This window comes from Gemmatimonadota bacterium (assembly GCA_016209965.1).
In the GTDB taxonomy this organism is placed as follows: Bacteria; Gemmatimonadota; Gemmatimonadetes; order Longimicrobiales; family RSA9; genus JACQVE01.
In genome coordinates this window covers 1-22,106 of the sequence record JACQVE010000033.1, presented here as the reverse complement: position 1 = coordinate 22,106, position 22,106 = coordinate 1, and the positions used below count along the sequence as shown (strand labels likewise).

Annotated in this window: 19 protein-coding genes and 1 pseudogene; 19 read left to right on the top strand and 1 reads right to left on the bottom strand. The window is 68.6% G+C overall.

Annotated elements, in window-relative coordinates; all coding sequences use genetic code 11:
- Window positions 1-20 precede the first annotated feature (20 nt).
- Both rfbB and HY703_01460 read left to right on the top strand, forming a co-directional pair.
- Entirely contained in the window at window positions 21-1,043 is a 1,023-nt protein-coding gene (gene rfbB, locus HY703_01465; GenBank protein MBI4543846.1) for a dTDP-glucose 4,6-dehydratase, read from the top strand.
- 21 nt (window positions 1,044-1,064) lie between these two features.
- Window positions 1,065-2,408 carry an FAD-dependent oxidoreductase gene (locus HY703_01460; protein ID MBI4543845.1) on the top strand — a complete coding sequence of 448 codons (1,344 nt, stop codon included), beginning with the start codon at window positions 1,065-1,067 and terminating at the stop codon, window positions 2,406-2,408.
- Between the two features lie 10 nt (window positions 2,409-2,418).
- On the opposite strand, the gene HY703_01455 is transcribed toward HY703_01460, so the two are convergent.
- A complete protein-coding gene (locus HY703_01455; protein MBI4543844.1) occupies window positions 2,419-2,988 on the bottom strand; it encodes a helix-turn-helix transcriptional regulator in 570 nt (189 codons plus the stop codon).
- A gap of 180 nt (window positions 2,989-3,168) precedes the next feature.
- On the opposite strand from HY703_01455, the gene HY703_01450 reads away from it, so the two are divergent.
- The 17 genes and pseudogenes from HY703_01450 to HY703_01370 form a co-directional block, all read left to right on the top strand.
- On the top strand, window positions 3,169-3,903 hold the full coding sequence (locus HY703_01450; GenBank protein MBI4543843.1) for a tetratricopeptide repeat protein: 735 nt from the start codon (window positions 3,169-3,171) through the stop codon (window positions 3,901-3,903).
- Window positions 3,893-4,858 (top strand): tetratricopeptide repeat protein, encoded by a 966-nt coding sequence (locus HY703_01445; protein MBI4543842.1) that lies wholly within the window; start codon window positions 3,893-3,895, stop codon window positions 4,856-4,858. Before HY703_01450 ends, HY703_01445 begins: the two co-directional genes overlap by 11 nt.
- Before the next feature lie 101 nt (window positions 4,859-4,959).
- Window positions 4,960-5,724 carry an outer membrane protein assembly factor BamD gene (bamD, locus tag HY703_01440; GenBank protein MBI4543841.1) on the top strand — a complete coding sequence of 255 codons (765 nt, stop codon included), beginning with the start codon at window positions 4,960-4,962 and terminating at the stop codon, window positions 5,722-5,724.
- The gene (locus HY703_01435) at window positions 5,721-6,308 is read left to right on the top strand and encodes a nicotinate-nucleotide adenylyltransferase (protein ID MBI4543840.1); all 588 of its coding nucleotides are present in this window, start codon (window positions 5,721-5,723) and stop codon (window positions 6,306-6,308) included. The genes bamD and HY703_01435 overlap by 4 nt, the downstream gene beginning before the upstream one ends.
- A gap of 77 nt (window positions 6,309-6,385) precedes the next feature.
- Window positions 6,386-8,653, top strand: a pseudogene (gene secA, locus HY703_01430) (preprotein translocase subunit SecA).
- Between the two features lie 627 nt (window positions 8,654-9,280).
- Window positions 9,281-9,700, top strand: a complete 420-nt coding sequence (locus HY703_01425) for an SEC-C domain-containing protein (protein ID MBI4543839.1) — start codon at window positions 9,281-9,283, stop codon at window positions 9,698-9,700.
- A gap of 32 nt (window positions 9,701-9,732) precedes the next feature.
- Entirely contained in the window at window positions 9,733-10,428 is a 696-nt protein-coding gene (gene radC, locus HY703_01420) for a DNA repair protein RadC (protein MBI4543838.1), read from the top strand.
- 63 nt (window positions 10,429-10,491) lie between these two features.
- Window positions 10,492-12,696: a bifunctional (p)ppGpp synthetase/guanosine-3',5'-bis(diphosphate) 3'-pyrophosphohydrolase gene (locus HY703_01415; GenBank protein ID MBI4543837.1), complete on the top strand. Its 2,205-nt coding sequence runs from the start codon at window positions 10,492-10,494 to the stop codon at window positions 12,694-12,696.
- Window positions 12,697-12,830: 134 nt separating this feature from the next.
- Window positions 12,831-14,852, top strand: coding sequence for an excinuclease ABC subunit UvrB (uvrB, locus tag HY703_01410; GenBank protein MBI4543836.1), 2,022 nt, complete (start codon window positions 12,831-12,833; stop codon window positions 14,850-14,852).
- A gap of 53 nt (window positions 14,853-14,905) precedes the next feature.
- Window positions 14,906-15,304, top strand: a complete 399-nt coding sequence (tsaE, locus tag HY703_01405; protein ID MBI4543835.1) for a tRNA (adenosine(37)-N6)-threonylcarbamoyltransferase complex ATPase subunit type 1 TsaE — start codon at window positions 14,906-14,908, stop codon at window positions 15,302-15,304.
- 63 nt (window positions 15,305-15,367) lie between these two features.
- On the top strand, window positions 15,368-16,066 hold the full coding sequence (gene tsaB, locus HY703_01400; GenBank protein ID MBI4543834.1) for a tRNA (adenosine(37)-N6)-threonylcarbamoyltransferase complex dimerization subunit type 1 TsaB: 699 nt from the start codon (window positions 15,368-15,370) through the stop codon (window positions 16,064-16,066).
- Between the two features lie 8 nt (window positions 16,067-16,074).
- The gene (rimI, locus tag HY703_01395) at window positions 16,075-16,524 is read left to right on the top strand and encodes a ribosomal protein S18-alanine N-acetyltransferase (GenBank protein ID MBI4543833.1); all 450 of its coding nucleotides are present in this window, start codon (window positions 16,075-16,077) and stop codon (window positions 16,522-16,524) included.
- A 76-nt stretch (window positions 16,525-16,600) separates the two neighbouring features.
- Window positions 16,601-17,569, top strand: a complete 969-nt coding sequence (gene hemB, locus HY703_01390; protein MBI4543832.1) for a porphobilinogen synthase — start codon at window positions 16,601-16,603, stop codon at window positions 17,567-17,569.
- A 274-nt stretch (window positions 17,570-17,843) separates the two neighbouring features.
- Complete coding sequence (locus HY703_01385; GenBank protein ID MBI4543831.1) at window positions 17,844-18,977, top strand: LysM peptidoglycan-binding domain-containing protein; 1,134 nt, start codon at window positions 17,844-17,846, stop codon at window positions 18,975-18,977.
- 90 nt (window positions 18,978-19,067) lie between these two features.
- Window positions 19,068-19,886: a cytochrome c biogenesis protein CcsA gene (gene ccsA / locus HY703_01380; GenBank protein ID MBI4543830.1), complete on the top strand. Its 819-nt coding sequence runs from the start codon at window positions 19,068-19,070 to the stop codon at window positions 19,884-19,886.
- 126 nt (window positions 19,887-20,012) lie between these two features.
- Entirely contained in the window at window positions 20,013-21,317 is a 1,305-nt protein-coding gene (locus HY703_01375) for a glutamyl-tRNA reductase (protein MBI4543829.1), read from the top strand.
- Window positions 21,314-22,106, top strand: a 793-nt coding sequence (locus tag HY703_01370) for an NAD-dependent epimerase/dehydratase family protein (protein MBI4543828.1), incomplete at its 3' end; no start/stop codon positions are given. The genes HY703_01375 and HY703_01370, both read left to right, overlap by 4 nt.

The window sequence follows — 22,106 nt, the reverse complement described above, 5'->3', positions numbered from 1 at the left end:
CCGCTGCCCGGGAGCCGCCGTTGAACGTTTTGGTGACGGGCGGCTGCGGGTTCGTTGGCAGCAACCTGATCCACCTGATCCGCGTGGAGCGCCCCGGATGGCGTGTGGTCAACCTGGACGCGCTCACCTACGCGGCCAACCCGGCCAACCTCTCCGGGGTGGAGGAGGGCGCGCACTACCGCTTCGTGCACGGCGACGTGGCGGACCGCGCGCTGGCGGCCAGGCTGTACGGGGAGGAGCGCTTCGAGGCGGTCGTGCACTGCGCGGCCGAGACTCACGTGGATCGGTCCATTGAAGACGGCAGCGACTTCCTGCGCACCAACGTAGAGGGCACGCTGGTGCTGCTCGAGGCGGCGCTCGAGCTGGGGCGCGTCCGACACCTGCAGATGGGGACGGACGAGGTCTACGGCGCACTGGGCCCCGACGACCCGCCCTTCACCGAACAGACGCCCCTCGCCCCCCGCTCCCCCTACAGTGCGAGCAAAGCGGCAGCCGACCAGATGGCGCTGGCTTTCCACCATACCCACGCCCTGGACGTGGTCGTGACCCGCTGCTCGAACAACTACGGCCCGTACCAGCACCCCGAGAAGCTGATTCCGCTCATGATCACATCGGCGGCGCGGGGGCTGCCCCTGCCGGTCTACGGCGATGGCGGCCAGCGTCGGGACTGGATTCACGTGGAGGACCATTGCCGGGGTGTGCTACTGGCGTTAGAGCGTGGCCGATCGGGGGAGGTGTACAACTTCGGCGGCGGCGCGGAGCGGGCGAATATGGCGGTGGTCGAGGGCATTATCGAGCTGTTGGGCGCGGCGCCCGAGCTGCTGATCCTGGTGGCGGACCGGCCGGGGCACGACCGGCGGTACGCCATGAGCTTCGCCAAGGCCAGTCGGGAGCTGGGCTGGGCGCCGCAGCGCAGCTTCGAGGAGGGGCTGCGCCACACCGTGGCCTGGTACCTTGCCCATGCCGGGTGGTGGGGGGAAGCGGCGGAGCGGGCGTACGAGTTGAGCCGGAAATGGATCGAGAGCTGGGCGGCTCGAGTGTGAGGCGCAAGCGGCTGGGCCTGGATGGATGGGCCCGGCCTGCTCCAGTGCAGCGGCCAGGCCGCGAGCGGCGGCCTGGCCGCTGCGCGTTTCGGGACCCGGGCGGGGTGGGCTGGGGGGACGCCGGTGGCGGCTGTGAACACGACGAATAGCGGTCGGATAGCGCTGCCGCCGGTGACTGACTTCCTGGTGATCGGTGGCGGCGTGATCGGGCTCACGCTGGCGCTCGAATGCCGGCGTCGCCACCCGGACTGCCGGGTCACCCTGATCGAGAAGGAAAGCGGCTGGGGCCGGCACGCCACGGGCCGGAGCAGTGGTGTGCTGCACGCGGGCTTCTACTACACGGCGGACAGTCTGAAGGCGCGGTTCACGCGCCGGGGCAACCAGCGCTGGACGGAGTACTGCCGGGAGCGCGGGCTGTTGCTGCACTGCTGCGGCAAGCTGGTGGTGGCACGCAGCCGCGCCGAGTTGGACGCCATGGAGGAGCTGGTCCGGCGTGCCCGGCGGAGCGGCGTGGCGCTCGAGGAGCTGAGCGCGGCGGACGCCCGCAAGATCGAGCCTCGGGTGCGCACCTTCGAACGCGCACTCTTCTCCCCGACCACGGCCGTAGTGAATCCCCGCCAGATCGTCGAGGCGCTGGTCGCAGATGCGCGCCTGGCCGGCGTCGAGCTCGTCGGGGCCACGGCTTACCGGGGCAGGCGCGGCGCGCAGATCGAGACGACGGCAGGGCCGATCTCGGCCGGCTACGTCATTAACGCGGCCGGGCTATACGCAGACACGGTGGCCCGCGACTTCGGCTTCTCGGAACGCTACCGGATTCTGCCCTTCAAGGGGCTTTACCTGCATTCGGCAGCGGGCGCGCCGCCGCTGCGCACCAACATTTACCCCGTGCCCCGACTCGACAACCCGTTCCTGGGTGTGCACCTCACCGTGACGCCGGCCGGGGGGAGCAAGGTGGGGCCCACGGCCATCCCGGCGTTCTGGCGGGAGCACTACCGCGGGGGGACGAACTTCCGGTGGCGCGAGTTCGCCGAGATCGTAGGGCGCGAAGGCGTGCTGTTCCTGCGCAACGATTCTGGTTTTCGCGGGCTGGCCTTGCGCGAGCTCCCCAAGTACTGGAAGCCACACCTGCTTCGCCTGGCGGCCGGCCTGGCCACGGGGATAGAGCGGGCGCACTACCCGAGCTGGGGGCCGGCCGGGATCCGCGCCCAGCTCTTCGATGTCCGGCGCCGCACGCTGGAAATGGACTTTTGCCTGGAGGGCGACGACCGCTCCTTTCACGTGCTGAACGCGGTCTCGCCGGCCTTCACCTGCGCGATTCCCTTCAGCGAGTTCGTGCTCCAGGAAATCGGGCGCCGTGTGAGCTGAAGCCCTCTCCCTACCTTCTGTCCCGCCTGAACTCCTTGTAGGCGCGCCTCACCTCGGAAAGCTGGTCGCGCGGCTCGCGCAGCTCGCGGCCACCATTGCCGGCGCTGGGTAGGCCGGCCGGCAGCGGTTCCGGAGCCGGTCGGGTCAATGCGGGTGCGCCGGCGCCCAGACCCGGAATCACTCCCGTGCCCGCCGCCTCCGCCGTCGGCTCCGCGACATGCAGCGGCGCCCTGGGGCGGATGATCAGCTCGATCACCACCCGCACCACCTGTCCCTCCGCAACCTCCACGGGCACCTCTACAGAATGGACGGCTGACTGGCCCACGATCCTGCGGCGCCGGCGCCGGCGTGCGGCGAAGCCGGGGGCGGGCCTGGCTACGTCGCCCGGGCCGACCAGGGCGGCCACGGTCGTGCCATAGGCATCGGCAAGCAGGCGCAGCGTCTTGCCGTACGGCCGGCGCTCCCCTTCCTCGTACATGCGGATCCGCTCGGCCGGGATCCCGGTGCGCTCGGTCGCCTCGGCCAAACTCGTGGCGCCACGTGCCTGCCGCAGTCGGACGGGCAGCGATTCTGGTGACATGAAACGATCACTCCTGCACAATGGGGGCTGGCGAGGATTTCAGTCTCTTCCTCTTGCGCATTAAACATGCCTGGCGCTCAGAATGTTCCGTGCGCTGGCGGCTGGGGGGGCGAGCCAGCGCCGGGCAGCCGGGCAGCGGGAGAGTAGCGGCGGTGCCCGGCATCCAGTAATTTGCGGGTCATGGATCCGGAGATTCGGCAGCTCATCGAGCGGGGGCGGGACTCCTTCGAGCGCCGGGACTACGTGGCGGCGCTCGCCGACTTCCGCGAGGTGCTAAGGAGCCATCCGAATTTTGCGGACATCCACCACCTGACGGCGCTCTGCCTGAGTTTTCTGGGTCAACCGGAGGCGGCTCTGGATGAATTTGACCGCGCACTCGAGCTGAACGAGCAGTACGTCGAGGCTCACTTGAACCGCGCGATCACGCTGAATGAGCTGGGCCGCTACGAGGAGGCGCAGGAATCCTTCGAGCGGGCGGGCATGTACGAGGCCGATCCGTTCGGCCGTTTCCCGGCTGGCGTTGCCGGCCGGCTCGCCAATGCGCACGCGGGGTTGGGCGACCTGTACCTGGAGGCGTACGCACTGGCCGAGGCGGCGGAGGAGTACCGGCGCGCCCTCGAGCTGCGCCCCCGCTTCCTGGACATCCGGAACAAGCTGGCGCAGACGCTCCTACAACTGGGCGAGCTCGAGGCCGCGGAGGCGGAGCTGACCACGGTGCTGGAAGGCAACGGGCGCTTTCTGGCCGCGCGCCTGAACCTGGGGCTGGTGTATTATCGGCGCGGCGAGCGGGAGCACGCGGCCCGGGAATGGGAGCATTGCCGGGAGCAGTCACCCAGCAACCCTCAGGTCCGGGCATATCTCGCCTTGCTGGGCGGCGAGGTCACGCCGGCGGAACCTGGCCGGGATGCCGGCTGAGTCCCTCCACCATTGCATTGGTTCCGCCCGCCGCGCAGTGGTCATCGCGACACTGCTCTGCACGCCGGCGCTCGCCGGTTGCCGGCGTGGCGAGCCTGCCCTGGCCCGCGGCGACCGGCTGTGGGCCGATTCCGCCTACCGGGCCGCCCTGGCCGAATACCGGCTGGCCGAACGGCAGCGCGGCGCCGGCGAGGCGGTGCTCGCTCGCCTGGCCCACGCCTACAGTCAGACCGATCAGTGGGACCGCGCGCGCGAAGTCTACCAGCGTCTGCTGAGCCGGGCGCCCGAGTATAGCGATCAGGCGATCTTCGACTACATCACACTGGCGCAGCGGGCGCTGCGCCGGGGCGATGTCTACGGCGCTGCGGGCGCGACGGAAGCGGCCCTGGAGCTGAGGCCGGAGCTCGAAGTTGCCGAGTTGCTTGTGCCGCTGGCCCGCTACTACGTGCAAACGGGTGATGCGCGACGAGCAACTGATTTCTACCAGCGGGCGCTGGCGCAGGCGGCGCCAGATTCGGTGCCCGATCTGCTGTACGAGATGGCTGAAGTGCAGCGCGCGCAGGGGAACTGCAGGGAGGCGGTTTCTTACTTCGAGGCCTTCCAGCAACGTGCGCAAGGGGGTTTCACGGCAGCGACGCCGGCGGCGGGCCGGACCCGTGCAGGAGAGGCGCGCTGGCATATCGGCCGTTGCAGCTTCGAGCTGGCGCGCGAAGCGCGCGCGGGAGGTCAGCTCGGACCGGCGCTGCAATACCTGGATCGCGTGCTGCAGCTCGGTGTGCCCGAGAACCTGCAGGATCAGGCCTGGTTCGAGCGCGGCGAGATCCTTCTGACCGTGGGCCGGCCGGACGAGGCGCTGGTCGCGTTCCGGAAAGTTCTGGAGCTGAATCCGGCCCGCACCGGCCAGCTCGTCGAGCGAGCCCAGCGCCGCATTGATGAAATCCGCTTCGGCCCGTGAGCGGCTGTCCTCTCGAGCCATGGCGCTGGCGCGCGGCATGCACCATCCTGGACCAGCGCGGAAGGGAAACCCAGTGGTGGTGGGGAGGGTAGCAGGGCCGGATGATGACCAACCGACGCCTTAACGAGAGCTCGATTCTGCTGCTGCTGGGGGCGGCGCTGTGGGCCGGGTGTGCCTCCGGCGGCGCGGGCGCGGGGCAGCTGGCGGCGGAGGCGCTGTTCGAGCGGGGGCTGAAGGAGTATCAGGCCCGCGACTGGACGGACGCCATCCGCCTTTTGGAGCGGCTGACGCTCGAGTATCCCACGCACCCACGGCTGCAGGAGGCCCGCTTCTACCTGGCGGATTCGTATTTCCACAAGAAGGAGTATGTTACGGCGGCCACGGAGTTCGTGCGGGTGGCCACCGACTTCCCGACCGGTGCCTACGCGGACGATGCCCGCTTCAAGGTGTGCGATGCCTACCGGCTGCTCTCGCCAGATGTCCAACGCGACCAGCAGTACACGCGGGCCGCGATCGAACATTGCCGCTCGCTCGTCGCCTACTTCCCCAGCAGCGAGTACGTGCCCCGTGCGCAGGAGATCATCCGCGGCATGGAGGAGAAACTCGCCGAGAAGGTGTTGATTGGCGGCGAATTCTACTACCGTCGCCGGGCCTACGACTCGGCCATCATTTACTTCGAGGACCTGGTTCGGCAGTACCCGCGCGCCGCGGCTGCGCCGCGCGCGCTGCTCCGGCTGGTGCAGGCGTACCGGCAGATCGGGTATCTGGATGAAGCGGAAGCGGCGCGGCAACGGCTGCTGAAGGAGTACCCGGGTAGCGCCGAGGCGAAGCAGGTCGAGCAAATCTCGCTCGCCAGCAGCCCGTGAGGTTGGGGATCCTGGGGGGCACGTTCGACCCTCCCCATATCGGCCACCTGATCGCGGCCCAGGATGCCTGGTCGGCGCTGGAGCTGGATCGGGTGGTCTTCGTGCCCGCGGGTCGGCCGCCACACAAGCCGGGCCGGGCGATCAGCCCAGCAGCGGTCCGGCTGGCCATGCTGCGGGTGGCCACGGCGGGGGACGCTCGCTTCGAGGTGAGCGATCTCGAGCTGCGCCGGAGCGGGCCATCGTACAGCGTGGATACTCTGCGCGAGCTGCGAGAGCGCTACCCGGGGGTGGCGCTCTTTTTTCTGGTGGGGGCGGACCAACTGCGAGAGATGCATAGCTGGCGCGCGCCGGAGGAGATCGCCCGCCTGGCCACGGTAGTCATGCTTGCGCGTGGGGGCGTGCGCCGGGCAGAGCCCGCCGTTGCGGTGCCGTACACCGTGCTGCCGGTCACCAGGGTGGATGTCTCGGCTACGGAGATCCGGCGGCGGGTAGCCGCGGGCGAGTCGATCCGCTACCTGGTGCCGCTCGAGGTGGTCACGCTCATTGAGCAGAACGGTCTCTACCGGCCCGCAGCCGGGAGGTAAGGGCGGACCGCTGACGATCGCGTAGGGGTAGCATAATGGATGCGCGTTTTGCCTGCCCCTGAGGATGTGATGGGCCCATGTTGCGCAATCTGATCACCACTGTCTTCGGCACACGGCACGCGCGGGAGGCGAAGAAGCTCCAGCCGCTGGTTGACGAGATCAACCGGATTGCGGAGGCGCTTCAGCAATGCTCCGAGGCGGAGCTGCAGCAGCAGACCGAGAAGCTGCGCGGCATCGTCCGGGAGCGGACGGCCGTGCTGGAGGCGCGGCTGGCGGAGCTGCGCGAGACCAAGCGGCACACGGAGGACGCCGCGGGGCGGGAATCGCTGACGCTCGAGATTCGGGAGCTGGAGGATGCTCTCAAGTCGGAAATCGATGGGGTGCTCGAGGAGCTCCTGCCCGAAGCCTTCGCCACCGTCAAGGAAGCCTGCCGCCGGCTGCTGGGCAGGGACATTGTGGTGACCGGCCAGAACATGGTCTGGGACATGGTGCCCTATGACGTGCAGCTCGTTGGCGCCGTTGCGCTGCACCGCGGCATGGTGGCAGAAATGGCCACGGGTGAGGGGAAGACGTTGGTTGCGACCATGCCGCTGTACCTCAACGCCCTGGCCGGTCGCGGCGCGCACCTGGTCACGGTGAACTCATACCTGGCGCAGCGCGACAGTGAGTGGATGGGCACGATCTACCGCTACCTGGGACTTGGCGTCGATTGCATTGACCTGCACGAGCCGGGCTCGCCGCAGCGGCGGCAGGCCTACCTGGCGGACATCACATACGGCACCAACAACGAGTTCGGCTTCGACTACCTGCGCGACAACATGGTGCACGCGTTCGAGCAGCGGGTGCAGCGCGGGCATTACTACGCGATCATCGACGAGGTCGACTCGATCCTTATCGATGAGGCGCGGACGCCGCTGATCATCAGCGGGCCCGTGGGTGAGGAGCAGTCGGAGATCTATCGCCGCTACAACCCGGCGGTATCCAATCTTTTCCGCAAGCAGATGCGCATTGCGACGGACCTGGTTGGCGAGGCGGAGCGGGATCTGGAAGCGGCGAACGAGCAGGCCGCAGGTGAGAAGCTGCTGGCGGCGAAGCGGGGCGCGCCGAAGCACAAGCGGTTGCTCAAGATGTTCGCGGATGATCCCGGTCTGCAGAAGCTGGTGAACCAGGTCGAGGGCGTGTACATGCGGGACAAGCGGCTGCACGAGATCGACGAGCTGTTGCTTTTCGCGATGGACGAGAAAGGGCACAACGTGCACCTCTCGGATCAGGGGCTGGACGAGCTATCGCCCGGGGACGGGCAGGCGTTCGTGGTTCCGGATCTGTCGGAGGCGGTGGGTCGGATCGAGCACGACCCGGATCTATCGCTCGAGGAGAAGCGGGCGCAGATCGGGGTGCTGGAGCGCGAGTTCGCGGAGAAGAGCGAGAGGATTCATGCCATCCATCAGTTGCTGAAGGCGTACACGCTTTTCAACAAGGACGAGCAGTACATCATCGAGGACGGCCAGGTGATCATCGTGGACGAGTTCACGGGCCGGAAGATGGTGGGCCGGCGCTGGTCCGATGGGCTGCACCAGGCGGTGGAGGCGAAGGAGGGGGTGAGCGTGCGTGGGGAGACGCAGACGCTGGCCACGATCACGATTCAGAACTACTTCCGCATGTATGACAAGCTGGCGGGGATGACGGGCACCGCCGAGACGGAGGAAGCGGAGTTCCACCAGATCTATGGCCTGGATGTGACGGTGATCCCGACGAACCGCGCCGTCATCCGTGAGGACCGTCACGATCTGATCTACCGGACGAAGCGGGAGAAGTTCAATGCCATCCTGGATGAGATCGAGCGGCTGCACCGCATGGAGCTGCCCGTGCTGGTGGGCACGGTGTCCGTGGATGTATCGGAGACGCTGTCGCGGATGCTGAAGCGGCGGGGCATCCCGCACAGCGTACTGAATGCCAAGTACCACAAGCAGGAGGCGGAGATCGTGGCGGGAGCGGGGCAGCCGCGGGCGGTGACGATCGCGACGAACATGGCCGGGCGGGGCACGGACATCAAGCTGGGCCCCGGCGTAACGGAAGCGCGCAACCTGGGGTGGCTGCGCTCGCGGGGGGTCGACGTAGCGGAACTGGTCCCTGCCGATCCGGCGCAGGCGGCGGACCTGAGCGAAGAGCCGGACGACACTCCGGTCGAGTGGGGAGGGTTGCACATCCTGGGGTCGGAGCGGCACGAGTCGCGGCGCATTGACCGTCAGCTCCGGGGGCGTGCCGGTCGGCAGGGTGATCCGGGGGCTTCCCAGTTCTTCCTCTCGCTGGAAGACGACCTGATGCGGCTGTTTGGCTCGGAGCGCATTGCCGGGATCATGGAGCGCATGGGTGCGCAGGAAGGGGAGGTCATCACGCATCCGCTGGTGACGCGGTCGATCGGACGGGCGCAGAAGCGGGTCGAGATGCAGAACTTCGAGGCGCGCAAGCGGCTGCTGGATTACGACGACGTCATGAACCAGCAGCGCGAGGTGATCTATGACCTACGCCTGTTCGCACTCGAGGGCGGCGAGGACCTGAAGGGCGAGATCTGGGAGATGGCACAGCGCGCCCTGCAGGATGTGGTTGCCGAGTATGTGGACGGCGGGCTCCGCCCCGAGGAGTGGGACCTGGCGGGGCTGCGGTCGCGACTCGTGCTGGACTACTTCGTGGTCGTCGAGGACCTGCCGGGGCAGAACACGCCGGAGCAAGGCTTCGACACGGCGGACGCCGTGCTCGAGCGGGTGCTGGGCCGGGTGCACGAGGCGTACCGGCGCAAGCTCTCGAGCTTCGGCGTTCATCAGGAGCGGATCCTGTCGTGGATCCTGCTGGGCATCATCGACGAGAAGTGGCGCGACCACCTGTATGACCTGGACCACCTCAAGGCGTCCATTGGCTTCCGCGGCTGGGGGCAGAAGGATCCGCTCATCGAGTACAAGAAGGAAGCCTACGACATGTTCGTGGACTTCATGACGGATATCCGCAAGTCCGTCGCCTCGCTGGTGTTCCGGACGCAGCTCGCGGTGCCGGAGCCGCCACCGCCGCCCAGGCCACGGGGCAGGCTGCTGCTGAGCGGCCCGAGCGATACCCCCAGCACGCGCCCGCTCGCGGCCCAGCCGGCCGCCCAGGAGATGGAGGAGATGGACACGATCGAGCTGGCCGCCGCCGCCGGGGGCGGCCGCAGCGGACGCGGCGCCTTGATGCGCGGCCTGAGGCCGCGCGGGCCGGACCTGCGACAGTTGCAGACGAACCGGGGGGAGGGAGGCGCGCTACCCCGGCCAGTGACGGCGGAGGAGAAGGTGGGGCGGAACGATCCCTGCCCGTGTGGATCGGGGAAGAAGTACAAGAAGTGCTGCGGCGTGGGCGCGGTCTAGCTTAATGGTCGAATTCGACCATTAAGGCTGCTATGGTGCACTACCGGATCAAGGAGTGGCCGGCGCCGGAGCGGCCGCGCGAGCGGCTGCAGGCGGCAGGGCCGGCATCCCTGTCCGCACGCGAGCTCCTGGCGATCCTGGTGGGGAGCGGCGTTACGGGTCGATCGGCCCTGGAAGTCGCGGGCGACTTGCTGCACCAGGCGCGGGGCTCTCTGCGGCGGCTGGCGTCCTGCCCCGCGACCGAGCTGGAGCAGGTCGCGGGCGTGGGCCCGGCAGTAGCGGCTCGGGTGGCAGCGGGGCTCGAGCTGGGCCGGCGTCTGGCCCGCGAGGGGCCGGTCGAGCGAGGGCGCATTCGCGGCCCCGCCGACGTCTTCGAGTGGTGCGCGCCCGCACTGCGGGACCTGCTGCAGGAGGAGTTCCGGGTCCTGGTGCTGAATACGCAAAACGCGGTGATCCGCGAGCTGGTGGTGACCCGCGGGACGCTCGACACCTCGGTGGTCCACCCCCGCGAGGTGTTCCGCGCCGCGATTGTCGAGAACGCGGCGGCCGTCATTCTGGTGCACAACCATCCCTCCGGCGATGCTTCGCCCTCGCCCGAAGACCGGGACGTGACGCGGAAGCTGGTCGAAGCCGGAGAGGTGGTGGGGATCCCCATTCTGGACCACATCATCATCGGCGACGCCCACTACGTTTCCTTCGCGGAAGCAGGCTTTCTCGCCCCCGTCTGACCCCGGTTGGCACGGTTGGCACTGGACACTCCCGCAGCCGCGCCCCTAGCCGTATCTTTAGGCATGCGCTCCGTAGCCACAGCCCAAGTCCAGAGAGACTCCATCGAGAGCCTGCCACCGCGGCTCCAGGCGTCGGTCGCGCCCTTCGCCGACCGGCTGGATGTCGGACTGCTGGGGCGGGCGTACCGGTTCAGCGAGGCGGCGCACGCGGGGCAGAAGCGTGCCTCCGGCGAGGGGTACATCATCCATTGCGTCGAGGTGGCGAAGATTCTAGCGGACCTGCACCTGGACAGCATGTCGCTTGCGGCCGGGCTGATCCACGACGTGGTCGAGGACACGGCCACGACGCTGGAGCAGGTGCGGGCGGAATTCGGGAAGGAGATCGCGGCCATCGTAGATGGCGTTACCAAGATCGGCAAGGTGCAGTTCCCTTCCACGGCCGAGCAGCAGGTGGAGAATTACCGCAAGCTGCTGCTCTCGATGGCGCAGGACGCGCGCGTCATCCTGATCAAGCTGGCGGACCGGCTGCACAACATGCGCACGCTGGATCATCTGCGGGCGGACAAGCGGCGGCGGATCGCGCTGGAGACCCGGGAGATCTATGCGCCGCTGGCGCACCGGCTGGGAATGGCGCAGATCCGGTGGGAGCTCGAGGATCTGGCTTTCAAGCACCTGGAGCCGGAGGCATACCGCACACTGGCCAAGGGCGTGGCGGAGCGGCGCAAGGAGCGGGAGCAGCAGATCGAGGCGCTGCGCAAGCCGCTGGAGGCGGAGCTGAAGAAGGTTGGTATCCCGTGCGAGGTGTACGGCCGTCCCAAGCACCTCTGGTCGATCCACCGCAAGATGGTCAAGCGCGGGAAGCCTTACGAGGAGATCTATGATCTCATGGCGATCCGCGTGATCACGGACACGATTGGCAACTGCTACCACGCCCTGGGTGTGATCCACAACAAGTGGACGCCGCTGCAGGAGCGGTTTCACGACTACATCGCCACGCCCAAGTCGAACATGTACCGCTCGCTGCACACGACGATTTTCGGGCCGGGCGGGCGGCTGTACGAGATTCAGATCCGGACGAATGAGATGCATCGGACGGCGGAGCACGGGATTGCGGCGCACTGGCGCTACAAGGAGGGGCCGAAGTCGAGGGCGGACGAGGTGGACGAGCGGCTGACCTGGTTCCGGCAGGTGCTGGAATGGCAGCAGGAGACACGGGAGCCGGAAGAGTTCATGGAGTTCCTGCGGATCGATCTTTTCCAGGACGAGATCTTCGTTTTCACGCCCAAGGGGGACGTGAAGCAGTTGCCGAAGGGGGCGACGCCGATTGACTTTGCCTTCGCCGTGCACACGGAAGTGGGGCTCCACTGCGCGGGTGCGAAGGTCAACGGCCGGATCGCGCCGCTCTCGCGCGAGCTAGCTAACGGCGACACGGTCGAGGTCCTGAGGGATCCGCGCCAGCGGCCGTCCCGCGACTGGTTGGCCTTTGTGAAGACGGCGCGGGCGCGACAGAAGATCCGGCAATGGATCCGGCAGGAGGAGTTCTCCGCTTCGCTGGCGCTGGGGAAGGAGCTGCTGGAGCGGGAGCTGAAGAAGGCGCGCAAGGAGCGGCCGACGGAGGAGCATCTCCAGGGTGCGGCGGGCTCGCTGAGCCTGCCCAGCGTGGACCACCTGTACGCGGCGCTGGGGCGGGGCGAGGTGGGGCCGTCCGCGATCCTGAAGGAGCTGTTCCCCGACGAGGCTGGCGCGCTGCCGCAGCGGCCGTCCACGGCATTCGAGCGGCTGGTGGATCGGGTGCGAGGCGCGCGGGGCGTGCGCATCCAGGGGCTGGAGAACCTGATGGTCCGTTACTCGCAGTGCTGCCAGCCCGTCCCCGGCGACGAGGTGATCGGCTACATCACGCGAGGCCGGGGCATCTCGATCCACCGGGTGGACTGCCCCAACGTGCTGAACCTGGCAGATCATCCGGAGCGGCGCATCGAGATCGAGTGGCAGGCCGAGGCGGGGGACCGCTTCTTCGTGCGGCTGGTAGTCGAGGGCAACGACCGGCGGGGGCTGCTCTCGGACATTGCCTCCGCGATCACGGCCACGGGCACGAACATCCAGTCGGCCGAGATCAATGCGGTGGAGGGCGGGATGACGGGGTCGTTCGTGGTCGAGGTGCATGACCTGACGCACTTGAAGAAGGTGATGAAGGCCATACGGCGGGTCACCGGAGTGCTGGGAGTACAGCGGCGGGAGCACTTCGCCGAGGCGGATCTCGAGGTCTAGCCCGGCGGCCGCCCGGACCGCGGAGGCTAAGCAGGGCCGCACCGTTCGCATTACCCCTCGACTTGATCCAAGCTTGATCACGAGGTGTCGCTCGTGAGAGCTAGCTCGCAGGAACGTCGGGGGTAGTAGAGCACATGTCGAGGTTCGATCTTCAGCTCCCCTTCCCGCTGCGGGGTGACCAGCCGCAGGCCATAGCCGAGCTGGTGGAGGGGCTGCGGCGCGGGCAGTGCTGGCAGACGCTGCTGGGCGTGACCGGTTCCGGGAAGACGGTGACCATGGCCTCGGTCATCGCGGCGCACGGCCGGCCGGCGCTGGTCATGAGCCACAACAAGACGCTGGCGGCACAGCTTTACGGCGAGCTGAAGCAGTTTTTCCCCACGAACGCGGTCGAGTACTTCATTTCGTATTACGACTATTACCAGCCGGAGGCATACGTGCCGGCGACGGACACGTACATCGAGAAGGACGCCTCGATCAACGAGGACATCGACCGGCTGCGGCTGCGGGCGACGTCGTCGCTGATGGAGCGGGAGGACGTGATCATCGTGGCCTCGGTCTCGTGCATCTACGGTTTGGGCGATCCCCGGGAGTACCGGGAGCTCATGCTGATGCTGGAGGTGGGGCAGCGCATCGGGCGGCGGGAGCTGCTGCAAGGGCTGGTGCGGATCCAGTACTCGCGCAACGACTACGAGTTCGTCCGCGGCGCGTTCCGCGCGCGCGGCGACGTGATCGAGGTCTACCCGGCCTACGAGGAGCAGGCGATCCGGATCGAGCTCTGGGGGGACGAGATCGAGCGCATCAGCCGCTTCGACCCGGTCACGGGGGAGACCATTGTGCGGCTGCCACGCGCGGCGATCTATCCGGCGACGCACTTCGTGACCCAGCGGCCGACGGTCGAGCGGGCGGCCGGATTGATCCGCGCGGAGCTGGAGGCGCGGCTGCTCGAGCTGCGCGCGCAGGGGAAGCTGCTCGAGGCCCAGCGGCTGGAACAGCGGACAAACTTCGATCTCGAGATGCTGCTCGAGCTGGGGACGTGCCACGGCATCGAGAACTACTCGAGGCACCTGACGGGGCGGCGCACTGGAGAGCGCCCCGCTTGCCTCTTCGACTACTTCCCCGAGGATTTGCTGGTCATTGTGGACGAGTCGCACCAGACGGTGCCGCAGCTCAGGGGCATGTACAACGGCGACCGCTCGCGTAAGCTGACGCTGGTGGAGCACGGCTTCCGCCTGCCCAGCGCGCTGGACAACCGGCCGCTGACATTCGAGGAGTGGGAGGGCATGGCGCAACACGCGATCTTGGTCTCCGCCACGCCCGGGGATTACGAGCTCGAGCGGTCAGGCGGCGTGGTCGTCGAGCAGCTCATCCGCCCCACCGGTCTGCTGGATCCGCAGGTCGAGGTGCGGCCGGTCCGGGGGCAAGTGGACGATCTGATCGCGGAGATCCGGGAGCGGGAAGCACGCGGGGAACGGGTGCTCGTGACGACGCTGACCAAGCGCATGGCCGAGGACCTGACGGAGTACCTGCAGCAGGTGGGCATCCGCGTGCGCTACATGCACTCCGACATCGACGCTATCGAGCGCATGGAGATCCTGCGCGAGCTGCGGCTGGGCCGTTTCGATGTGCTGGTCGGCATCAACCTGCTGCGCGAGGGGCTGGACCTGCCCGAGGTTTCGCTGGTTGCCATCCTGGACGCGGACAAGGAGGGATTCTTGCGCGATGGGCGGTCGCTGATCCAGACGATCGGGCGTGCCGCGCGCAATGTGTCGGGCACGGCGATCATGTACGCGGACGCTGTGACGGGGTCGATGCGGCAGTGCATCGAGGAAACGGACCGGCGCCGGGAAGTGCAGCGCCGCTACAACGAGGAGCAGGGGATCACGCCGCGGAGCATTGTGAAGAGCGTAGAGGAGCGGCTGCTGGCGACACGGGTGGCGGATGCGCGTGCGCCGGCCGGGCACCGCGGGATGAAGGTATCGGAGCGGCGGGCCAGTTACGCCGACGAGGTCAACCTGGAGGAATGGGCCAAGATCCTGGAGCTGGAGATGCGGGAAGCGGCCGTGGCGCTGCATTTCGAGCGGGCGGCGCTGCTGCGGGACGAGCTGCTGGAAGTGCAGGCGAGACTGGGGCGCGCCAGCCGGGGGGCGGCGCCATAGCCGTCCTGAGCGAAGCGCAGCTGGTCGCCTGGGGCGAGCGTATCGGGGCCAGCGTGCAGGTGCCGGCGGTGCTGGCGCTGCGTGGCGAGCTGGGCGCGGGCAAATCGGTGCTGGCCCGGGCCGTGGCGCGCGGCGCGGGTGTGAGCGGCCCCATGCCCTCGCCTAGCTTCAACCTCGTCTTCCGATACCAGGGCAGCCGCAGCGTCGATGTGTACCACTACGACCTGTATCGGCTCGAGGAGCCGCAGGAGGTCTGGGAACTGGGGTGGCAGGAGCTCGGTGAGGACGGGCAGATCGTGTTGATCGAGTGGCCGGAGCGGGCCGAGGCGCTGCTGCCGCCCGACCGCTGGGACATCCAGCTCGAGATCCCCGAGCCGGGCGCGGACGTTCGCATGGTGTGGGCCATGCGGCGGAGGAAGGCGCCCGAGCTGCCGGAGCTGCCCGTCGCTTGACAAGGGGGCGTTCCGCGTACGGGTACGGGTACGGGGTCGGGAACGGGAACGGGGACGAGAACTATGGGGGTGGGGCCGTACCTGGCCATTGAGACGTCGACGCCGCTCGGGAGCGTCGCGGTGGGCCGGGGCGACAAGCTGCTTGCCGCCGCGGTCATGGGGGTGGTCGTGCGCCACTCGGAGTCGCTGCTGCCGGCCGTGGATTTCGTGCTGCGATCGGCCAGCATGCGGCCGAAGGATATCGCTGGCGTGGTGGTAGGTGGGGGACCGGGATCCTTCACGGGAGTTCGCATTGCGGCTGCAACGGCGAAGGCGCTGGTCCGGGTGCTGGGCGTGCCGCTGTTCGCGTTCTCCGGGCTGGCTGCGCTGGCGGCGGTGGTGGGAGCCGAGGGCAGACCCGTGTGCGGGCTGTTCGACGCCCGTCGCGGAGAGGTTTACGCGGGATGCTACCGGTTTCCGGGTTTCGCGAGCATCGAGACGGTGCTCCCGCCCGGGGGGTGGCGCATGCCCGAGCTGCTGGAGGAGCTGGGCGCGCGGGTGGCCGAGCCGGCCATCTTTGCCGGGAGCGCTGCGCTCTCGCACCAGCGCCGGATCCAGGCGGCGGGTGGCAGCGTCGCGCCGGCGCACCTCAGCGTGCCCAGCGCGACAGCGCTCCTCTGGCTGGCGGACGTGGCCCCGGAGCAGGGGCGCGTGGCCGCCCCGGCGGAGTGGCAGCCGCTGTACGTGCGGGGGTGGAGCGCGGAACGAGGCGTCGAGGGGTGACGGAAGTCATGATCAGGACGATGCAGGACCCCGACCTGCCACGGGTCATGGAAGTGGAGCAAGCGTCCTTTTCCATGCCCTGGACCGAGGCGACGTTCCGCGGACTCTTGCGCCGGACGGATGCCGAGCTGCTGGTGGCCGAAGTCGATGGCGAGCTGGTGGGCCACGCGGTGCTGTGGGCAGTGACGGACCAGGGCGAGCTGGGGAATATTGCCGTGGCGCCGGCGTGGCGAGGACAGGGGATCGGCACCAGGCTGCTGGTCGCGGCCCTGGCGAGTGCGCGGGGGCGCGGCGTGCACGAGCTGTATCTCGAGGTCCGGGCGTCCAACGCACGCGCGCAACAGCTCTACGAGCGGCACGGGTTCCACGCCGTCGGGCGCCGCCCCAACTATTACGTCGATCCGGTGGAGGACGCGCTCGTGATGTGCAAGGTGCTGGCTGTGGCGAACCACAGTTGATGCGCTGCCGGTTGATGCAGCCGCTGGCAGCCCCGCCCATACGAGGAGTTCACCGCTCGCAGGAATGAGGCATTCTATGTCCAGCTTCCCGGAATACCGTCCCCGCCGGCTGCGCCGCACGCCGAACTTGCGAAACATGATCCGGGAGACGCGGGTCGGAGTCGAGGACCTCATCCTCCCGCTCTTCGTGGTGCCGGGCGGCGGCGTCCGCCGACCGGTGCAGTCCATGCCCGGCGTGCACCAGACCTCGGTGGACGAACTGGTAAGGGATGCGGTCGAGGCCGCGGAGCTGGGAGTGCCGGCCATCCTGCTGTTCGGCATTCCGAGCGGAAAGGACGAGCGGGGTAGCGAGGCGTACGCGGAAGAGGGCATTGTTCAGCGCGCGGTGGCGGCAGTGAAGCGGGAGGTCCCGGAGCTGGTGGTCATCACGGACGTGTGCCTCTGCGAATATACGTCTCATGGGCACTGCGGCATTGTACGCGATGGCGAAGTCGCGAACGACGAAACCCTCGAGCTGCTCGCGGCGCAGGCTCTGAGCCACGCTCGCGCAGGTGCCGACCTGGTCGCGCCCAGCGACATGATGGACGGCCGCGTGGCAGCCATCCGCCGGACACTGGATGCCGAGGGGCTGGGCCGGGTCGCCATTTTGTCCTATGCAGCCAAGTTCGCTTCGGCCTTCTACGGCCCGTTCCGCGAGGCGGCCGAAAGCGCGCCGCAGTTCGGCGATCGACAGGGGTACCAGATGGACCCGGCCAATGTAGAAGAGGCGTTGCGCGAGGTGCGCCAGGACATCGAGGAAGGCGCGGACATTGTCATGGTGAAGCCGGCCCATGGCTACCTGGATGTCGTATGGCGCGTCAAGCAGGCGACGGGATACCCGGTCTGCGCGTACCACGTCTCGGGCGAGTACGCGGCCATCCTGGCCGCCGGCGAGCGGGGGTGGCTCGATGCAGAACGCGCGATGCGTGAGGCGCTGGTATCGATCAAGCGGGCCGGTGCGGACCTGATCGTGAGCTACTGGGCGCGCGAGTTCGCACGTCGGTAGTGGGTGACCCACTACCCGCACGCCCGCACGTCCGCACGTCTATTCGATTGACACAGGCCAACCTGCGCCCTAAGTTGAGAGGGTTCCCGCCTTGTCTCAGCGGCCCGGGCTCGAGGGGTTGGGCGCCTCCTGCCGGGTGCGCGCCTGGCCGAGCCCGCGTGGCCAGATGTGTCCGGCCTGCCGGGAGGAATTTTCCGTGAACCGAGCGATCCGAAATCAGTCCAGCCTGGCGACGCCGCAACATGACGGTAGCACTTGGCGTATTGGCGGAGGCGTGGCAGCGGCTCTGCTTGCGGCGCTCTTCGCCACGGCGCCGGCAGCAGCACAGGAACCGGCAGCGGCGGCCGGGGAGCGGCCGGCGGGGCGGGGGCACGTGGTCCGCCCGGGCGAGACGCTCTGGGAGCTGGCCCGGCAGTACTACAACGACCCCTACCGCTGGCCGGTCATCTACGAAGCCAATCGCTGGATGCTGCGCAGTCCGCACCTGATCTATCCGGACGAGCGCCTGGTGATCCCCGGGCTCGGGCCGGAGACGGGCGTGGAGGTGGCGCTGGAGGGGGAGTTGCCCATCGCGCAGGTGGGCTTCGGCCGCGCCATTCAGCGGGAGGAGCTGGCAGGGGAGGCGGCGGCACAGGCGCGCACCCGTTTCTACCGTACGGGTGCCGACCAGGGCGCCGGCCCCACGCTGCTCATCGCGGCGCCCGAGGTGGCACCGCCAGTACAGGCGGACGAGTTTCAGGCGACGGCCTGGCTGGCCGATTCTGCGGCGCTCGAGGTGGTCGGGCAGGTGATCGGCGTGCTCGACCCGCGGGCCGGGAAAAGCAAGCTCTCGGAGTCGGCCCACCCCTTCGACCGCCTGGCCCTGAGCTACGGCGCGGCGCCAGCGCCGCAAGTGGGTGATCGACTGGTGCTGGTGCGTGTGGGGCGCGAGATCCCGGGGTGGGGCCGCATCATCCATCCCCAGGCCATTCTGACCGTCGCGTCACGCCAGGCCCAGGCCATGGGAGCCGTCGTGAGCAAGCAATTCGGCGAGGTCAAGGCGGGGAGCCTGGCGCTGAGCCCGGAGCCGTTCCCCGAGTTGCCTAACGCGGCGCCGCAGCCGGTGGAGGATGGTGCGCAGGGTGAGGTCGTGGGCTTCGTTGTCGAGCAGCCATTGTACGGCCCCTCGGACGCCGCCTTCATTTCCCTGGGTCGCGCGCACGGCCTGGCTATTGGCGACGAGCTGATTGCCTACATCCCGGAGCGGCCGGTGGAGGCGGACGGCTCGCATCTCATGCCGCCGGAGCCCGTGGCCCGACTGCGGGTCATTCGGGTGGGCGAGCGGACGGGCACCGTCCGGATCCTGAGAGTGACGAGCGCGGCCCTTGCCGTGGGGCTACCGGTCCGCGTGATCCGCAAGATGCCGTGACACGTCGGCTCCTCCTCATCGAGCCAGGAGCGACGGCTCCGCTGACGGGGCACGGGCGCCGCGAGGCGCCCGTCACTATGTAGCCGCCTTATGGTCATCGCCCTCCATGGCCTGGCGCTGGTCCTGTACGTTTGCTCTGGCGGGATCCTGGTCGCTTCGCTCGCCGGCGGCCGCAGTGCCGCGCCGCTGGCCGGCGTTCTGGGCGCGTGGGGTGCGGTGCTGGCACACGCGGCCGGGCTGGCGGCATACGGGGCCGCGTTCGGCGAACTGCCGCTCGTCGGGCTCGGCCCCTCGCTCTCGACGCTGGGCTTCCTGATCGGCGCCTTTCTGCTTGCCGCCGCCGCGTTGCGCAAGGAGGGACGGCCGCTGGGGCTGGTGCTGCTGCCGCTCATCGCCTTCCTGCTCGTGCCGGGCATGGCGCTCGGGCTCGAGCCGGCGGGCGAGCCGCCCGCCTTCCGCGGCGCATGGTTCGCCCTGCATGTGGTGCTGGCGTTCCTGGGGTACGCGGCGCTGGCCCTCTCCTTCGCGGCCGGGCTCATGTATCTGCTGCAGTTCCGCGCGCTCAAGGGGAAGAACTTTGGCAGGACGTTCCGCTTCTTCCCTTCCCTGGACACCCTGGACCGCACGGGGCGGCAGGCCCTGGGCATCGGGTTCCCCGCGCTGAGCCTGGCCCTGGTGCTGGGCTGGGCCTGGACCGTACGCTTCCGCGGCTCGGTCGCCGGCGTGCAGTCCCAGGTGATCTGGGGCGTGTTCACCTGGATCGTTTTCGTGGTGGCGCTGGCTGCCCGGGCGGGCGGCGCCGATCGGCGCCGCCGCGGCGCAGTGGCCAGCGTGCTGGGATTCGTGCTGGTCGTGCTGGCGTACTTGATTCTGCGACTCGCGCTGGCGGAGGGACGCGTTTTCCTGTAGTGAGGGCTAACGAGGCTCTGCCTCAGACCCGACCTACAACTTTTTCGGGCCAAGGATTCTAGGGCCAGGGGAAATCTGGGGACCGCTCGGTAGGAGCGGCAGCGTTTCGGAGATGCGGCCGGACCCATGCCCATCGGGGTTGTAGGCATAAGCCATCACACGGCGCCGCTAGCCGTGCGCGAGCGCTTCGTCTTCCCGCCGGAGGACAGCGCGCCGGCCTTGCTGCGCTTTGCCGGCGCGAGGGGTGGGATCGAGGCGGTGCTGCTATCGACGTGCAACCGCACGGAGCTCTACTTCCACGCTGCGGATGGCGCTGCTGCGGCGGAGGCGGCGGCCGCGTCGCTGCTGGCCGGGCAGGCGGGGCTCGAGCTCGAGCGCGCGATGCCATACCTGTATCGCCGGGAAGGTCTGGCGGGGGTGGAGCACCTGTTCCGCGTGGTGACCAGTCTGGACTCGATGGTGGTGGGCGAGGCGGAGATCCAGGGGCAGGTCCGCTCGGCGTACGAACAGGCGGCCAGCATCGCGGCTCAGCCCGGGGTGGTGGGCCCTGTGCTGTCCAGGCTGTTCCAGAGCGCCCTGGGCGTAGGCGGCCGGGTGCGCAGCGAGACGGCATTGGCGGTGGGCGCGGCCTCCATCCCTTCTGCCGCCGTCGAGCTGGCCAGGAAGATCTTCGGCTCGCTCCGTGGCCGCCGGGCCATCGTGCTGGGCGCCGGCGAGATGGCCGAGCTGGCCTTGCAGTGCCTGAGTAGTGAGGGTGTGAAAAGCGTAGTCGCCGCGCGCCGGCCGGGGGCGCGGGCGCAGGAGCTGGCGCAACGCGTTGGGGGCCGCGCGATCAGCTTCGATGATCTCGTCCAGTGGCTCCCGCAGGCCGACATTGTCGCAGCGGCTACTTCCGCGCCGCACGTGGTGCTCGGCCGCGAACTGGTCGAGCGCGCCTTGCCGGGCGGGCCGCGCCGGCCCCTGCTGGTTGTGGATATTGCCGTGCCCAGGGATGTCGATCCTGCGGTGGGCGGCGTGCCCAACCTGTTCCTCTATGATCTGGACGACCTCCGCCAGATTGTCGAGGAGAACCTGGGTCGTCGCCGGGCGGAGATCCCTGCGGCCGAGCGGCTGGTTGCCGAGGCCGCGACCGAGTACTGGAACTGGTACTTGTCTCTGGATGTAATTCCGCTGATCCGCACTCTGCGCGGGCAGGCGGAGCAGCTCCGCCGCGCAGAGGTGGAGAAAGCGCTGGGCAAGCTGCGTCACCTCGCCCCGGAGGACCGCGAGAGGATCGAATCGCTGACGCAGCAGCTCCTGAACAAGCTGTTACACGTTCCCACCGTGCGGCTGCGGGAGGCGGCGGCAAACGGTCGTGGCGCCAGTCTGCTGGATGCGGCACGCTACCTCTTCGAGCTGGACTCATCGGATACGACCTCCACGAACACATGAGAGCAGGCCGGGTGCTGGTGACGGGTGGAGCGGGTTTCATTGGCAGCCATGTGGCGCAAGGCTACCTGGCGCGCGGTCACGAGGTATGGGTGGTGGATGACCTTTCGCGCGGGCGGGCGGAGAACGTGCCCAGCGGCGCGCGGCTGATTCGCCTGGATATCGGCGATCCCGGAGTGGACGACCTTTTTCGAGAGGCGGGCGGTTTCGAGGTCGTCAATCACCACGCCGCCCAGGTGGATGTTCGGCAGTCCGTGGCAGATCCGCGCGAAGATGCGCGGGTGAACGTGGACGGGCTGCTCAACGTGCTGGAATGTGCGAAGCGCCATCATGCCCGGCGATTCCTGTTCGTCTCGTCGGGCGGCGTGGTCTACGGCGAGGCAGAGGCGCGCCCCACGCCGGAGACGGCGCCGAAGCGGCCGCTTTCGCCCTATGGCGTGAGCAAGCTATGCGGCGAGTACTACGTGCATTACTATCACGTGGTCCACGGCCTGGACACGGTGGCGCTGCGCTACTCGAACGTCTACGGTCCGCGCCAGGACCCGCACGGTGAGGCCGGCGTGGTGGCCATCTTCTGCAGCCGGCTGCGCACGGATCAGGCCCTGCGCGTTTACGGCGACGGGGATCAAACCCGTGACTATGTCTACGTGGGCGACGTCGTCGATGCGAATCTGCTGCTCACGAAAGCTGCGCTTGCGCCGGCCGCCCACCCCGATGACCGGTGCTTCAATGTCGGCGCCGGCGCGGAGACGAGCGTGAACCAGCTCGCGCGACTGCTCATGGATGTGGCGG